Origin of the sequence: Pantoea ananatis PA13, assembly GCF_000233595.1 — a bacterium.
In the GTDB taxonomy this organism is placed as follows: domain Bacteria; phylum Pseudomonadota; class Gammaproteobacteria; order Enterobacterales; family Enterobacteriaceae; genus Pantoea; species Pantoea ananatis.
On the sequence record NC_017554.1, the window covers coordinates 291186 to 306773 of the forward strand.

The window sequence follows — 15588 nt, forward strand, 5'->3', positions numbered from 1 at the left end:
TAAAGACTGTCAGCCTTTTCCTGCAAAGGAGGCGACAGGATTTTTTGTCAGTAATTTTTCTGCAATCAACATCAACATGACATTTGGCACAACCAGCATTAAAGAAATAACCGCCGCGTTGGGTCGAATAAAGTTATAACCCAGATAAGAATACAGAATGGTAGGGACGGTAATAAAATCGGGTGAGCCAACAATGAAACTTATGGCGAACTCTTCTATTGATAACGTAAAGACAATAATTAATGCAGCAAATATTCCCGGTCTGATGGTGGGCAGGCAGGCCACTAAAAAACGGTTGATCACCGAAGCGCCCATATCTCGTGCTGCATCGAGCGTGTCCTGGCGTATCTGCGAAAATGACAGGGTCAGAATGCGCACGGCATAAGGCATCAAGATAATAATATGCCCCAGCAAAATGCCACCAAACCGGCTGTGAATGCCCGCCACGTTGAGCAACATGGAAAAAAACAGCGCGACGACAAAGCCCGGAACGATAAGCGGCAGTAAGATCGCATTCTGTAAAAGGTGTTTGCCCGTAAACGACATTCTGCCAAACGCCCACGCGGCAGGCAGAGCCAACATCAGCGTGCAGACGGAGACGGTTGCCGCCAGTAAATAGCTGTTCCTGAGCGCCTGGGGTAACGCGGTCGTGGTCCATACCTCCACCCAGCGTCCCAGTGAGAGAACCGGCGGCAGGGCATCTGGCCATGCCCACGGATGGGTTTTATCGACCAGTGACCACAGGACGGTCAACATAAAGGGAATAACCAGCCACAGCATAAACAGGGCGGTGATAAGGATCATCATGACGATTCGCAGCGGGGATAACGTCTCTCTGGCTTTCATTATCTCTGTTCTCCGGCTTGTTGTAGCCACTTCGCCAGGGTGGCAAGCACCACTGCACCGATAAAAGCCGCCAGCATCAAAATTACCGCGACAACGGCCGCAAGATTCCAGCCCTGCGCGCTGATTTCAGGGAAGCGCAGCATGTATTGCGAAAGAGAGAACACGCTGGTTGGCCCCGCAACGACCTGAAATGAAAAGTCACCCAAGGCGCCGATGAAGATCAGCACCAGCGATACCTGAACGGACTTGATAGATAAGGGCAGGATGATCTGTAACAACCGGGCAGTCTTGCCGGCGCCTAAATCCCGCGCGGCATTAAAAATTTCGTCACCAATCGCGCGCAGGCTGCCGGTAATGATAAGCAGCGCATAGGGAAGCTGTTTCCAGACCTGCAAAATAATCACGCCAATTCCCCAGCGGTCATTCTGCATTCTGATGGGGTGCGAGATGATCCCCAGCTTGAGCAAGCCCAGGTTAATAAAGCCCTGCCAGGAAATCAGGTTGATAAACAGCAGCGCAGCCACCAGTCCGTGTACCATCAGCGGGGCTTTGAGTAAGCCGCCCATCAGCATCGAGCCGGGAAACGGCTTTCTCAGCCACAGTGCCAGCGGAAGCGCCAGGGCAACGGACAGCACTGCACTGAGCACGCCGATTCTGAGCGAATAGCCTGTCGCGCGCCACAGCTGGCTGTCATTCAGAATGGTTTGCCAGTACTGAAGCGTGAAGTGCGCCGGTGCGCCAAAATTAAACAGGCCAACGGATTGCGCCAACGCCATGATCACAATCAGCACCAGAGTGATGATGACCGGCGCGACCGCAGGCAGGACCAGCAACCAACAGAGCCTGTTCCGGTTGCGCGTTTTCATGAATAGCTTTCCCGTAAAAAGCGGATCTTGTCTGGCGCAATAGAGAAATTAACGTTGTCACCTTCGCGAATGTGGTTTTTACCGACCAGCTGGATACACCACTGATATTCCGTTTCTTCATGGCCCAGCGGATGAACCTGGAGTTCAGAAAGGTTGCCCAGAAAACTCACCGCACCGATCTCGAAGGCCAGCGTGTTTTTCCCGGCACTGTGTTCGCTGAGTAAGGCATCCTCAGGGCGCCAGAAGGTATAGACCTTGTCCGAGACGGGCGGCACATGGCTATGGATCTCCATTTCGCCCAGTACGCACGCAATGCGATAAATACCGGTGCTGCTGTCGCTATCCACTACGCGGGCTTTCATGACGTTAGCCTGACCGACGAAACCGGCGACAAAGCGGTTTACCGGGGAATAATAGATCTCATCCGGCGTACCGGTTTGCTCAATTTTTCCGGCATTCATGACCACTACAATGTCAGACATCGACAAGGCTTCTGCACGGTCGTGGGTAACATAAATGGCGGTAAACCCATGGGAGCGCTGAAGCTGTCTGATCTCCAGTCGTACCTTGTCGCGTAATTTGGCATCCAGATTTGACAGCGGCTCATCAAACAACACGATTTCCGGACGCACGGCCAGCGCTCTGGCAAGCGCCACGCGCTGCTGCTGACCGCCGGATAACTGTGCTGGCAGTTTAGGCAAATGCGCATTCAGCGATACCTGAGCGGCGGTCTGCGCGACGCGATCGTGAATGTCCGTTTTCGCCATCTTCATTTGCTTGAGGCCAAACCCGATATTTTCAGCAACGGAAAGGTGAGGAAAAAGCGCATAGGACTGAAAGCACATCGCCGTGTCGCGATGTTCAGGTTTTACATGATGCATGTCCTGCTGGTGGATCAGTACTTCGCCACTATCAAGACTGTAAAAGCCGGCAATAACTTTAAGCAGCGTGGTTTTGCCACAGCCAGATGGGCCAAGCAGGGAAACAAATTGTCCTTTTTTGGCCTGCAGTGAAATGCCGTTCAGCGCGACAAAATCGTCGAACGTCAGCATGGCATTGTGTATTTCTAGCGTGTTCACGTTGGGCTGCTCCGTCATATAATGCCAGGGACTTCTTAATTAATGCGAGACGCATAATAATTTGCTGTAGTGAATTTAAGCAATTTCAGACAGGTTAAGAATTTATTAAGTTTTTAAAACCTATATATAACAGTTAAATGAAGGGTTACTTTGAAATCGTACGTTTAACGCGCTAACTATTTTAATGCGTTGTGATTAATATTTGAGGCGAAGAACAAGGTCGTTGTATCAGCAAGCGCACAGAGGGCAGGACAGCGTGGGAACGCTGTCCTGAAATGCAGTGATGAGGTAAGCCGGGGGCAATGCGTGGTCAGGCGGGAGTAAAACGAGGGTGAGGGATAAACTGGGCGGAAAGGCGGTTCATTTCAGCCGTACCGACACTAACATGTGTACTGCTTTTTTCCTGTGTGCCGGCAAGATGCGCATCCAGTCCGGCCGCTTTACAGAGTGCATAACCCGCAGAAACGTCCCACATGCTGCTAAAACATTCCTGATAACCGTCAACGTAACCCAGCACGCTAAAGGTTAAGCCTACGGTGGCACAGCGATAGCGCACCACATTCCAGCCGTCGTCCCGATAGGCCTTTTCAATACAGAGCTGATGGGTGAAATCCCATGATGGACTGTCGCCAATCGCCACGGTTTTCAGCGCCTCGGTGACCACTGGCCGTTCAAAGGGTTCACCATTCAGATAAACCCCTGTCTCTTTGCCGCCGCTCACCATGAGGTTTAATACCGGATGGACGATCACGCCCATAACCGGCTCGCCATTGTGCACATAGCCAACAGAAATCCCCCACAATGACGAGCCGCGCAGGAAGTTACTCGTACCATCGATAGGATCAACAGACCAGTAGCTGGCGCTGAGCTCACCGCCATGCTCTTCCCCAACAACAGAATCCTGTGGGAAATGGTGTTCCAGGCGCTGCCGAATCAGATTTTCCACTTCCCGATCGGCTTCACTGAAGACATCCTGCGGCCTTTTTTCGCAGATCGCTAATTCACTCAGCTGTCTGAAATAGTCAAGAGCCAAAAGTGAAGCCTCTTGTGCGATGCGTTCAGCAACCTTTAAGCGCGTTTCCATTGTTTACCTGATGTATAAGAAGAAGCATGTGAATGAAGACAGAACCCTACGCAAATGAAAGTGCCCATCCGGACATAAGGCTCGCTTTTAATATAATGCTCATTGCATGATATTAGAGTGTCTCTCCGTTATGTTTCACTATTATGATGCTTTTATGATCGGGAAAAACCGGGCCGGAGAAGCTGAAAAGCAGCACATTTTATTAAAACGTAAAGGCAGGGGCCTTTACTATTCGTCCTGCATAAAAGCATGCTAGGGTATTAACAGAACCCATTATTAAATACGGTGAGGACAACGCTGTGGTTCATGGATATTCCGCTGGTCATGAAGTCGAACTTAATCGCAGTGAAAAACTCATTCTTGAGCTTGTCCGCCGCAACGATGGCATTTCCCGCTCCTCGCTGGTTTCGCAAACCATTCTGAATCAGTCATCTGTTCACCGCATTGTTGATACGCTGACCGAAAACGGCTTTCTCAGCCTGGGGGAATCACCGTCCCAGGGAAGAGGCAAGCCCAGCCCATCGTTATCACTGAATGCGAATGCGCGTTATGGTTACGGCATCTCTATTAACTCAGACAGCGTTGCCGCCAGCCTGATTAATTTCCGGGGCGGTATTACAGAATACTGCGTACTGGATACGCATCCGCGCGATCCTGCCCGTACCTTACTCAATATCAAACATCACTATCTGGATACCTTGAAACAATACGGTATTTCGCCGGACAAAGTCTGTGGTGTGGGATACAGCATGGCGGGCTTTCTTTATGAATCACGAAAGTATTTCAATCCGCCTGAACCTTTAAAAAACTGGATGGGCATCGATCTGCGCCGTGAAATTACCATGTTATTTGATCGACCAGTATGGATTGAAAATAACGCCACAACGGCGGCGCACGCTGAAGCCTTTTTAGGCGCCGGGCTGAAATACGATACCTTTGGCTATCTCTCTTTTAATTATGGTTTTGGCGGTGGCATCGTGATTAACGGTAAACCGTTCCAGGGTGCGTTTGGAAATGCGGGGGAGATCAGCCGTATTTTTACGCCGGAAGAGGGCAAGCTGCGCCCGGCCCTGGGGATCTTGATCGATCGCTTACGTAACGGTGGTATTGAAATTAAAGATATTCGCGATCTCAATCATAAATTCGATCCGGCCTGGCCGATTGCGCAACAGTGGGTAGAAGACGTCACGCCAAACCTGCATCGGGCAATGGATGCCATGAATGCGGTGATCGATCCCGGAGCCATCATATTAGGGGGCGAGATTCCCCGTAAGCTGGGCGAAATGTTTTTAGCCATGCCGCGCATCAGTTCGGGTAAACGCTGGAATATTTCTGCGGAATATCCGGATATTCTGCTGAGCGAGATCGAAGGGGACAGTTCGGCGCTGGGGGCGGCGTTGACGCCGCTGCGGGAGACCTATTTTAATTGAGGCTGCTGCCCGCAGACCACAGGGTCAGCGGGCAGCGCTACGTTATGCGCGTAAGCGGATTAACGCATCGTCACAAACTCTTCTGCCGCGGTCGGGTGAATCGCCACGGTGTTATCAAAGTCTTTCTTGGTCGCGCCCATTTTCAACGCCACCGCAAAGCCCTGCAGCATCTCGTCCATTCCGCCGCCGATGCCGTGAATACCCACAATCTTCTCCTCCGGGCCGACGCAGACTAACTTCATGCGGCACGGCTGGCGATGTTGGGTCACCGCGGTATACATTGCGGTAAAGGACGATTTGTAGACTTTTACCTGGTCATCACCGTACTGCTCGCGCGCCTGCGGCTCCGTCAGGCCCACGGTGCCGATCGGCGGATGGCTGAACACCACGGTAGGAATATTGCTGTAATCCAGGTGCTCATCGGGTTTGTTATTAAACAGCCGCTCAGACAGGCGACGACCTGCCGCCACCGCTACCGGCGTCAGCTCAACGGCACCGGTGTTATCACCAACGGCATAAACGCCTGGCACGTTGGTATTCTGGAATTTATCGACCTTGATATAGCCTTTTTCATCCAGCGCAACGCCCGCCGCCTCGATATTCAGGCTGTCGGTTTCCGGCACCCGGCCAATCGCCCAGACCAGGCAATCCACGGTGTATTCACTGCCATTTTCCAACTGCAGCGTCAGGCTACCATCGGCATTTTTCACGACGGCTTTTGGTGTCGCCTCGGTATGCAGCGTTGGGCCTTCCGCGTTCATGACCTCAACCAACGTATCGGTAATCAGCGGATCAAAGCTGCGCAGCGGGGCATGTTTACGGACGAATAAATGGGTTTCCGAGCCCAGCGCATTGACCACGCCTGCCAGCTCAACCGCGATATAACCGGCACCGATCACCGCGGTCCGTTTTGGCAGCGCGTCCAGTTCAAAGAAGCCATCTGAATCAATTCCGTATTCCGCTCCGGGGATAGAGGGATGGCTTGGACGTCCGCCGGTGGCGATCAAAATATGGTCGGCCGTAATGGTTTCGCCATTGACTTCAACGGTATGCGCATCAATAAAACGGGCAAAGCCGGTGATGACATCGACCTTATTTTTCCCCAGAACATTGTCGTATGATTGGTGAATACGGTCGATGTAGGCGCTGCGGTTTTTGACCAGCGTGCCCCAGTCGAAGCGGTTTACCGTAGTATCAAAACCATAATCAGGCCCGTAAAGATGAATGGCCTCGGCGATTTGCGCGGCATGCCACATGACTTTTTTCGGCACACAGCCTACGTTGACGCAGGTTCCGCCCAGCGCTTTGGCTTCTATCAAGGCACACTTCTGGCCATAGCTTGCTGCACGGTTAATCGAAGCAATACCGCCGCTGCCGCCGCCGATGGCGAGATAGTCATAATGTCGGGTCATTGAAGTCTCATCCGGTTACATGGAAATTGATATAGAGTGTAACGCCGCAGGGCACGGTGTCGCAAAAATTGCGCCTATGATTGTAACAGGCCATATTTTTCCACTACTTACAGAGAAGCATAGCATGCACCTGACTTTTCTTGGCACGGGCGGTGGCGCGCCCAGTTTGCAGCGTAACGTCACCGCCATTGCCTTCACCCGGGCAAGCAGTGGCGACACCTGGCTGTTTGACTGTGGTGAAGGCACTCAGCTTCAGTTTATGCGATCCGATCTTAAACCCGGCAAGCTCGATAAAATCTTTATTACCCATTTGCACGGTGACCATATTTTTGGCCTGCCGGGCCTGCTTACCAGCCGTTCAATGGCCGGGCTGACCACGCCGATGACGGTTTACGGTCCAAAAGGACTGAAAGCCTTTGTCGATAGCGCACTTTCCCTGTCCAGCTCGTACACCGACTATCCGCTTGAGGTGATCGAGATTGCGGCGGGCGAGGTGCTGGATGATGGCGAGTTTCGTGTCACGGCCTGGCCGATGAATCATACTATTGACTGCTTTGGCTATCGTATTGAACAGCGAGACAAGCCCGGCTTTCTGGATGCCGCACGTCTCAAAGCGGAAGGTGTGCCACGTGGCCCGTGGTATCAACAGCTGAAGCAGGGAGAACGTATTACGCTGGAAGATGGACGCACCATTGATGGCGCGGCGTATTTGGGGCCGTCCACCAAAGGAAAAACCCTGGCGATTTTTGGCGATACGGCACCCACCGAGGTGGCGTTACAGCTGGCGGCCAATGTGGATGTGATGGTGCACGAAACCACGCTGGAGGATGCGCTGGCGGAAAAAGCCAACGGGCGCGGTCACTCAACTACCGTGCAGGCCGCTACAGTAGCAAAGCAGGCCGGTGCAAAACGGATGATCGCCACGCATTTTAGCTCACGCTATCTCGCCAGAGATATGACGCGTTTGCTGGCAGAGTGCCAGGCCATTTTCCCCGAAACCGAGATGGCGTATGACCTGGCCGTCTTTACGCTGTAACGACTAATGCATCAGTGCCGGGTAGGTAAACAACAACAGATGAACCATGTTGAGTGCAAAATGGCAGGCTGTTACCAGCCAAAGCCGGCCGCTCCAGTGCCAGACCAGGCCATAAATTAGCCCGGCCAGCCCGGCAAATATCATCAGCAGTACGCCGCCGGACGCATGCGCCAGGCCAAACAGCAAGGCGGTGGCCACCAGGGCGATTGTGCCGCCCCATTTCTGGCGCAGCCGCTGCTGTAGATAGCCACGAAAAAATGCTTCTTCTGCCAGCGAGACAAAAAACAGGTTGGCCAGTGCGAACGCGCCCAGCCAGTCAGGCAGGTGTGGCTCAAACGCCAGGCCACCCAGTCCTACCGCGCTGACTAACAGCAGCGGAATCGCCGCCACGGGTACCAGCCATAACAGAGGCGTGCGCGGTGGGTGCGCCTCAGCTTTGAACAGCGTCGGCATACAGGCCAGCAACAGGAAGGGGATCAGGGCTTTGTCAAAATTAAATGAAAAAGAGAAGGGCAGGCTGCGTGCGCCTACCTGAACGGCATCGATTTGACGCGGATTGTTAAAGCCGGGAATAAGATGCAGCAGCAGCGCAGCGGCCATCACGACCAGGAGCACCTCGCTTATGCCCTGCCACACGCGACTGCGGCGATCGTAAATACGAAACGCGACCAGCGCTGCCACCGCAGCAAAAACGAGGGTAACGGGCCAGTCCAGCACGTTCTGGTATACACCCAGAGCCGTTGCCAGTGCCAGCAGTAACAGAGAGAGGCGTTTCGCCGGTTGCAGAGCCGCCAGGGCGCCTGCCAGAATAATCCACATAAAAATGACCTGCGATATCACGCCGCCGTAACTGAACCGGCGACGCTAAACGGGAAAGGCGTTATTCAGGAACGATCTGGTTTACGCTGAAATGACCTGTACCTGCCGGTACCAGTTTCTGGTGTAACCACGGCAGCAGCGTATTCATCTGATCGGCCAGCTTCCAGGGGGGATTGATCACAATCATGCCGGAGGCGGTCATCCCGCGCTGATCGCTGTCAGGACGCACGGCCAGTTCAATTTGCAGGATATTTCGAATGCCGGTCGCCTGCAGATCGCGCAGCATATGCTTGATTTGCTGACGCATGACAACCGGATACCACAGGGCATAAACGCCGGTGCCAAAGCGCTTGTGGCCTTCCTGAATGCCTTTGACGACCGCCTGGTAATCACTCTTCATTTCATAAGGCGGATCGATCAGCACCAGCCCACGGCGTGAAAGCGGGGGCAGCTTTGATTTTAACTGCTGATAGCCATCGGCCTTTTCAACGCGCGCGCGGCTGTCTTTACTGAACTCAGTGCGCAGCATGGGAAAATCGCTGGAATGCAGCTCGGTCAGTTGAATCTTATCTTCCGGGCGAAGCAAGTGGCGGGCGATCAGTGGTGAGCCTGGGTAGTAACGCAGCGTTCCACTGCGGTTCAGGGCATGAATCGCATCAAAGTAGGGTTGCAGCAGTGCGGGCGCATCCGGCTGCTGCCAGATGCGTCCAATGCCTTCCAGATATTCGCCGGTACGCTCTGCATGCTCGCCGCTCAGTTGATAACGTCCTGCGCCTGCATGTGTATCAAGATAGAAAAACGGTTTTTCTTTCTCTTTCAGGGCGGTGATGATGAGGCTTTGTACGGTGTGCTTAAGCACATCGGCATGGTTGCCGGCGTGAAAACTGTGGCGATAACTCAGCATAAAAAAGGGGATTTCCGCGGTTGAAGCTAAAAATAGTGATATTGGCCCGATTATACCGACAGACGGGAATAATTGCTGGCATTTCGCGCATCCGTCGCCCGTGAAGCCGGTTTTCCCTGTTCAGACCGCTTTACACTTTGCATAGCAATCTGCCACAGGCTGTTAACCTCCGTTACGTATTCAGCGACAGGAAAGTGATAGCCTGTTTTGTCCTCAGCTATGATTGATCTCATTGTCAGAAGGATCACTATTCGCACCATTGTTGAAATCACCGTCGGTCGCGCCATTGATTTTCGTGATATCCGACCGCATGTTAATTAAATTGCGTCGCGCGAGCCGTCGCGCCCCACACATTGTTAAAGGACTGCGCTATGACCAATCCGTTACTCACCTCGTTCACACTTCCCCCGTTTTCAGCGATTAAGCCTGAACATGTGGTGCCCGCCGTAACCGACGTTTTGAATGAATGCCGCGCAATGGTGGAAAAAGTGGTGGCGCAAGGCGCACCTTACACCTGGGATAACCTGGTTCAGCCGCTGGCAGAAACCGATGACCGCCTGAGCCGTATCTTTTCACCGGTCAGCCATCTGAACTCGGTTAAAAATAGTCCGGAACTGCGCGAAGCCTACGAACAAACGCTGCCGCTGCTGTCTGAATACAGTACCTGGGTGGGCCAACACGAAGGGCTTTATCAGGCCTACCGCGATCTGAAAGAAGGCAGTCATTATGCTTCGCTGGATCAGGCAAAGCAGAAAGCGGTCGATAACGCACTGCGTGATTTTGAGCTTTCCGGTATCGGTCTGGAAAAAGACAAGCAGCAGCGTTACGGCGAAATTGCCGCGCGTCTTTCCGAGCTGGGCTCGGCCTACAGTAACAACGTGCTTGATGCCACAATGGGCTGGAGCAAGCTGATTACGGACGAAAGCGAGCTGGCGGGCATGCCGGAAAGCGCGCTGGCCGCAGCGAAAGCCCAGGCGGAAGCCAAAGGGCAGGAAGGCTGGTTACTGACGCTGGATATCCCCAGCTATCTGCCGGTCATGACCTATTGCGATAATGCCGCGCTGCGCGAAGAGATGTACCGCGCCTATTCGACCCGCGCCTCCGATCAAGGCCCTAACGCGGGTAAATGGGATAACGGTCCGATTATGGCGGAAGAGCTGACGCTGCGGCACGAGCTGGCGCAGCTGCTGGGCTTCGACTCCTTCGCGGATAAATCCCTGGCCACCAAGATGGCACAGAGCCCGGCACAGGTGATCGATTTCCTGAACGATCTGGCCGATCGCGCCCGTCCACAGGGTGAGAAAGAGCTGGCGCAGCTGCGCGCTTTTGCGCAGAAAGCGTTTGGCGTAGAAACCATGAACCCATGGGATCTCAGCTACTACGGCGAAAAGCAGAAGCAGCATCTTTATACCATCAGCGATGAACAGCTGCGCCCTTACTTCCCGGAGTCGCGTGCAGTGTCCGGCCTGTTTGAAGTGGTGAAGCGCATTTACGGTATTACCGCGAAAGAGCGCACTGACGTCGATGTTTACCATCCGGATGTCCGCTTCTTTGATCTGTTCGATGAAAGCGGCGAGCTGCGCGGCAGTTTCTATCTCGATCTCTATGCTCGCGAACACAAACGCGGCGGCGCATGGATGGACGACTGCGTGGGCCAAATGCGTAAAGCGGACGGGAGCCTGCAAAAACCGGTGGCTTACCTGACCTGTAACTTCAACCGTCCGGTAAGCGGCAAGCCTGCGCTGTTTACGCATGACGAAGTGATTACCCTGTTCCACGAGTTCGGTCACGGCCTGCACCATATGCTGACGCGCATCGAGGCAGCGGGCGTGTCCGGCATTAATGGCGTGCCATGGGACGCCGTGGAACTGCCTAGCCAGTTCATGGAGAACTGGTGCTGGGAGCCGGAAGCACTGGCGTTTATTTCGGGGCACTACGAAACCGGTGAGCCACTGCCTAAAGAACTGTTGGACAAAATGCTGGCGGCGAAAAACTACCAGGCGGCGCTGTTTATCCTGCGCCAGCTTGAGTTCGGCCTGTTCGACTTCCGCCTGCATACCGAATTCAATCCGGAAAAAGGTGCACAGATTCTCGAAACCCTGCGCGAAGTGAAAAGCAAAGTCGCCGTGGTCCCCAGCCCGGAGTGGGGACGTTTCCCTCATGCCTTCAGCCATATCTTTGCGGGTGGCTATGCAGCGGGCTATTACAGCTATCTGTGGGCCGATGTGCTGGCAGCAGATGCCTATTCGCGCTTTGAAGAAGAGGGGATTTTCAACCGGGAAACCGGGCAGTCCTTCCTCGACAATATTCTGACGCGCGGCGGGTCAGAAGAACCTATGGAGCTGTTTAAACGCTTCCGCGGTCGTGAACCACAGCTGGATGCCATGCTGGAACACTACGGTATTCAGGGATAAGCCGTACGTGAAAATCTGTTTGCTTGATGAGACAGGCGCCGGTGACGGCGCCTTACCTGTTTTAGCCGCACGCTGGCAACTGACGCACTGTGATGACGCCGCGCTGGCGCTGGTGAAGACCGCCACACATCTTGAACTGCGCAAACGGGATGAGCCCAAACTGGGGGGCATCTTTGTGGATTTCGCCTCCGGTGCCCTGGCACATCGACGTCGTTTTGGCGGTGGCCGCGGTGAAGCCGTCGCGAAAGCGGTGGGGATAAAAGGGACCTACCTGCCCGATGTGGTGGACGCCACCGCCGGATTAGGACGGGATGCTTTTGTGCTGGCCGCGCTGGGCTGTCGGGTTCGCATGCTGGAGCGCCATCCGGTGGTGGCCGCACTGCTGGAGGACGGGCTGACGCGTGGCTATGAAGATGCAGAAATTGGCGGCTGGCTGCGCGAACGCCTGACGCTGATTCATGCTTCCAGCATTCAGGCTCTGACCGATATTACCCCGCAGCCGGACGTGGTGTATCTCGATCCTATGTATCCCCATCGGCAAAAAAGCGCCATGGTAAAAAAAGAGATGCGGGTCTTTCAGTCGCTGGTGGGGGCGGATGAAGATGCCGACGCACTGCTGGCACCGGCTCGCCGTCTGGCAAAGAAACGTATTGTGGTGAAGCGTCCCGACTACGCGCCACCGCTGGCCGGTGTTGCCACGCAGTCTGCGGTGGTCACCAAAAGCCACCGCTTCGATATCTATCCGCCTCTGTCTTAATCGTGGTTTTAAGCCGGTCGGCACCTCAGTCGCACCGGCTTAACGCTCGCGAATTATTCATCCTCTTCGTCACGCAGCGGCACAATCAGCATGTCGATGTGCACGGTATTGATCAACTGGCGGGCAGACGACATCAGCTTGCTCCAGAAGTCCTGATGATGACCGCACACCACCATGTCCACATCGTATTTCTTAATCGCATCCACCAGCACCTGCCCCAGGTCGCCACTGCCGCTCAGGGTTTCGGTGATAGGGTAGCCCGCGGCATCGGACAGGCTTTTTAGCGCCAGATGCGTTTCCTCAGAAATACGCTTTTGCATATCTCCCAGGTTGACATCAATCAGGCCGGTGTAGAGATCCGAGTAATTAACATCGACATGAATCAGCGAGATTTTTGCGTCGTAAGGGCGCGCGAGTGAGACAGCTTTATCCACTAACAACTGGCTTTCTGGCGAAAGATCGACTGCAATCAGGATATGTTTATAAGCCATGATATTACTCCTTCCACGAGATTCAGAATGGCAGCGGTTTCCAGACGCGTCACAGTTGCGAAATCCATTGCGCGAACGGGCGATGAGCGCCACCGAGATGATTAATGTACAGCACAGGCGATGATGTTGTTATACCTCAAAGTATAGCCCTGTGTGTTAACAAATGCTTCTGAAGCCGCCTGGGTTGTGAATAAGATCAATGATGAACGATTTTTACTCGTATAAAACGAAAATCCTCGCTGGTAAAAAATTGAACATTTCTCCTAAACTGGAAAAAGCAGCCTGCGTCACACGGTTGCTACTTTTCTGATGATTCAAAATAAAACTACAAATCGCTTTACGGGGTTGTTGGCTAATTCTGCAGGGACTGTTCAACAGGGTGCGCGCTCAGCACCCTGCTGCGGTGCCGGTAAGGAGGATGACATGATCAGCACTATCGCGCTTTTTTGGGCTCTTTGTGTGGTATGTATTGTGAATATGGCGCGCTATTTCTCATCGCTGCGTGCGCTGTTGGTGGTTCTGCGTGGCTGTGATCCGCTGCTTTATCAGTATGTTGATGGCGCGGGGTTTTTCACATCCCATGGTCAGCCCGGCAAGCAGGTGCGGCTGGTGCGTTACATCTGGGCAAGGCGCTATCTTGATCATCATGACGACGAATTCATTCGCCGGTGTGAGCGGGTGAGAGGTCTGTTTATCTTAACCAGTTCACTGTGTGGATTGGTGATTATCAGCCTGATTGCGCTGGCAATCTGGCATTAAAAAGGGCGACCGAAGTCGCCCTGGTATGCCGCCGAATCAGATGAGTTTCAGCGCTATCCAGTAGAGCGAACCCGATAACAAAATACAGACCGGCAGGGTAAATACCCACGCCATGGCGATGTTTTTGATGGTTTTGCTCTGCAAGCCGCCGCCGTCAACCAGCATGGTGCCGGCAACGGAAGAAGAGAGGATGTGCGTGGTGGAGACCGGCATGCCGGTGTAGCTGGCAATGCCTATCGACACGGCCGCCGTCACCTGCGCAGACATGCCCTGCGCATAGGTCATGCCCTTCTTACCAATTTTCTCACCGATGGTGGTGGCCACGCGACGCCAGCCGATCATGGTGCCGACGCCTAATGCCAGCGCAACCGCCATGATGATCCATACCGGCGCGTACTCAATGGTGTTCAACAGATCGCCTTTGAGCTTGCCCAGGAAACGTTTATCGTCTGGAGAGGTTTCCGGCAGCTTCGCCGCTTTATCGGCGGTGTCGGAAATACACAGCAGCAGGCGACGCATCTGACTACGCTGCTCGACGGACAGATCGCTGTAGCTTTGCAGGTTGTTCAGCAGCAACTGAGCACGTTGCACGGCCTGCAGCGCACGTGCACTGTCGCAATGAAACTCTGTTGATGATACCGGCGCCACTTCTTCCGGCGTAGGCAGCTTAGGCGGCGCCATCTCGATGATGTGGTTCAGTGAGGCCTGGTGCTGTTGATAATACTGCTCAAGATGATTGACCGCGTCCCGTGTACGCGTAATGTCATAACCCGATGCGTTCATATTCACCACGAAGCCGGCTGGCGCAACGCCTATCAGAACCAGCATGATCAGGCCAATGCCTTTCTGCCCGTCGTTCGCACCGTGTGAATAACTGACACCAATGGCGGAGATAATCAGTGCCGTGCGCGTCCAGAAAGGCGGTTTTTTCTTGCCATCAATCTTCTCGCGATCGGCGGGCGTCATATGAATACGCGCACGCTTTTTGGTGTTACTCCAGTAACGGCGGAGAAGAAAGATTAGGCTGCCCGCTATCACCAGTCCGACAATAGGGGAAAGAATCAGAGACAGGAAAATATTCAGCACTTTCGGGATGTTAAGCGCATCAACGACCGATGTGCCGCTCATCAACGCGTTCGTCAGGCCAATGCCGATAATCGCGCCGATTAAGGTATGGGAACTGGAGGCGGGCAGGCCCAAATACCAGGTACCCAGGTTCCAGATAATCGCCGCCAGCAGCATGGAAAAGACCATGGCGAGACCGTGGGCCGATCCGACATTCAGCAGCAGATCGGTAGGCAGCATATGCACGATAGCGTAAGCCACGCTTAATCCGCCGAGCAATACACCAAAGAAGTTGAAGACGCCTGCCATTAAAACGGCAAGCTGCGCCCGCATGGCACGGGTGTAGATGACCGTCGCAACCGCGTTGGCCGTATCATGAAAGCCGTTAATTGCTTCGTAAAACAATACAAACAGCAGAGCAAGTATCAGTAACAGGCCGGTGCTAAGATCTAGACCAGCAAACAGATGTAGCATAGACGTTACGCCATTTTTGGAGGACATGAACGCGGCGCATTATCCGCGACAACATGCTGTCTGGGAAAGGAAAATATAGTCATGATTTGGACTAAAAGTGTCAATTAACCCGGTGAACAGATACAAAAGCTATAAAAATTAGCTGGTTACAT

The 15588-nt window shown here is 53.7% G+C and carries 14 protein-coding genes; 5 read left to right on the plus strand and 9 right to left on the minus strand.

From position 1 onward, the window contains the following. Nucleotides 1-9 precede the first annotated feature (9 nt). The 4 genes from PAGR_RS01340 to PAGR_RS01355 form a co-directional block, all read right to left on the minus strand. Entirely contained in the window at nucleotides 10-846 is an 837-nt protein-coding gene (locus PAGR_RS01340) for an ABC transporter permease (protein WP_014594835.1), read from the minus strand. Then, entirely contained in the window at nucleotides 846-1712 is an 867-nt protein-coding gene (locus PAGR_RS01345) for an ABC transporter permease (protein ID WP_014594834.1), read from the minus strand. The genes PAGR_RS01340 and PAGR_RS01345 overlap by 1 nt, the downstream gene beginning before the upstream one ends. After that, the gene (locus tag PAGR_RS01350) at nucleotides 1709-2809 is read right to left on the minus strand and encodes an ABC transporter ATP-binding protein (protein ID WP_014604801.1); all 1101 of its coding nucleotides are present in this window, start codon (nucleotides 2807-2809) and stop codon (nucleotides 1709-1711) included. Before PAGR_RS01350 ends, PAGR_RS01345 begins: the two co-directional genes overlap by 4 nt. Before the next feature lie 292 nt (nucleotides 2810-3101). Further along, on the minus strand, nucleotides 3102-3875 hold the full coding sequence (locus PAGR_RS01355; protein ID WP_014604802.1) for an inositol monophosphatase family protein: 774 nt from the start codon (nucleotides 3873-3875) through the stop codon (nucleotides 3102-3104). A gap of 299 nt (nucleotides 3876-4174) precedes the next feature. Here PAGR_RS01355 and PAGR_RS01360 point away from each other — a divergent pair, with 299 nt between their 5' ends. Then, a complete protein-coding gene (locus tag PAGR_RS01360) occupies nucleotides 4175-5305 on the plus strand; it encodes an ROK family transcriptional regulator (RefSeq protein WP_014604803.1) in 1131 nt (376 codons plus the stop codon). Between the two features lie 59 nt (nucleotides 5306-5364). On the opposite strand, the gene gorA is transcribed toward PAGR_RS01360, so the two are convergent. Further along, nucleotides 5365-6717 carry a glutathione-disulfide reductase gene (gene gorA / locus PAGR_RS01365; protein ID WP_014594830.1) on the minus strand — a complete coding sequence of 451 codons (1353 nt, stop codon included), beginning with the start codon at nucleotides 6715-6717 and terminating at the stop codon, nucleotides 5365-5367. 124 nt (nucleotides 6718-6841) lie between these two features. Here gorA and rnz point away from each other — a divergent pair, with 124 nt between their 5' ends. Beyond that, entirely contained in the window at nucleotides 6842-7753 is a 912-nt protein-coding gene (rnz, locus tag PAGR_RS01370; protein ID WP_014604804.1) for a ribonuclease Z, read from the plus strand. A gap of 3 nt (nucleotides 7754-7756) precedes the next feature. Here the strand turns inward: rnz and PAGR_RS01375 are convergent, their stop codons facing one another. After that, nucleotides 7757-8572 (minus strand): CPBP family intramembrane glutamic endopeptidase, encoded by an 816-nt coding sequence (locus PAGR_RS01375; protein ID WP_014604805.1) that lies wholly within the window; start codon nucleotides 8570-8572, stop codon nucleotides 7757-7759. A gap of 61 nt (nucleotides 8573-8633) precedes the next feature. Further along, nucleotides 8634-9476, minus strand: a complete 843-nt coding sequence (locus PAGR_RS01380) for a 23S rRNA (adenine(2030)-N(6))-methyltransferase RlmJ (protein ID WP_013027606.1) — start codon at nucleotides 9474-9476, stop codon at nucleotides 8634-8636. A 371-nt stretch (nucleotides 9477-9847) separates the two neighbouring features. Between PAGR_RS01380 and prlC the strand changes: the two genes are divergently transcribed. Both prlC and rsmJ read left to right on the plus strand, forming a co-directional pair. Then, nucleotides 9848-11890 carry an oligopeptidase A gene (prlC, locus tag PAGR_RS01385; RefSeq protein ID WP_014604806.1) on the plus strand — a complete coding sequence of 681 codons (2043 nt, stop codon included), beginning with the start codon at nucleotides 9848-9850 and terminating at the stop codon, nucleotides 11888-11890. Nucleotides 11891-11897: 7 nt separating this feature from the next. Next, complete coding sequence (gene rsmJ / locus PAGR_RS01390; RefSeq protein ID WP_014604807.1) at nucleotides 11898-12647, plus strand: 16S rRNA (guanine(1516)-N(2))-methyltransferase RsmJ; 750 nt, start codon at nucleotides 11898-11900, stop codon at nucleotides 12645-12647. Nucleotides 12648-12700: 53 nt separating this feature from the next. On the opposite strand, the gene uspA is transcribed toward rsmJ, so the two are convergent. Then, on the minus strand, nucleotides 12701-13138 hold the full coding sequence (gene uspA, locus PAGR_RS01395) for a universal stress protein UspA (RefSeq protein ID WP_014604808.1): 438 nt from the start codon (nucleotides 13136-13138) through the stop codon (nucleotides 12701-12703). Between the two features lie 423 nt (nucleotides 13139-13561). Between uspA and uspB the strand changes: the two genes are divergently transcribed. Continuing rightward, entirely contained in the window at nucleotides 13562-13897 is a 336-nt protein-coding gene (gene uspB, locus PAGR_RS01400) for a universal stress protein UspB (protein WP_014604809.1), read from the plus strand. 36 nt (nucleotides 13898-13933) lie between these two features. Here the strand turns inward: uspB and pitA are convergent, their stop codons facing one another. Next, entirely contained in the window at nucleotides 13934-15436 is a 1503-nt protein-coding gene (pitA, locus tag PAGR_RS01405; RefSeq protein ID WP_128574381.1) for an inorganic phosphate transporter PitA, read from the minus strand. Nucleotides 15437-15588 lie beyond the last annotated feature (152 nt).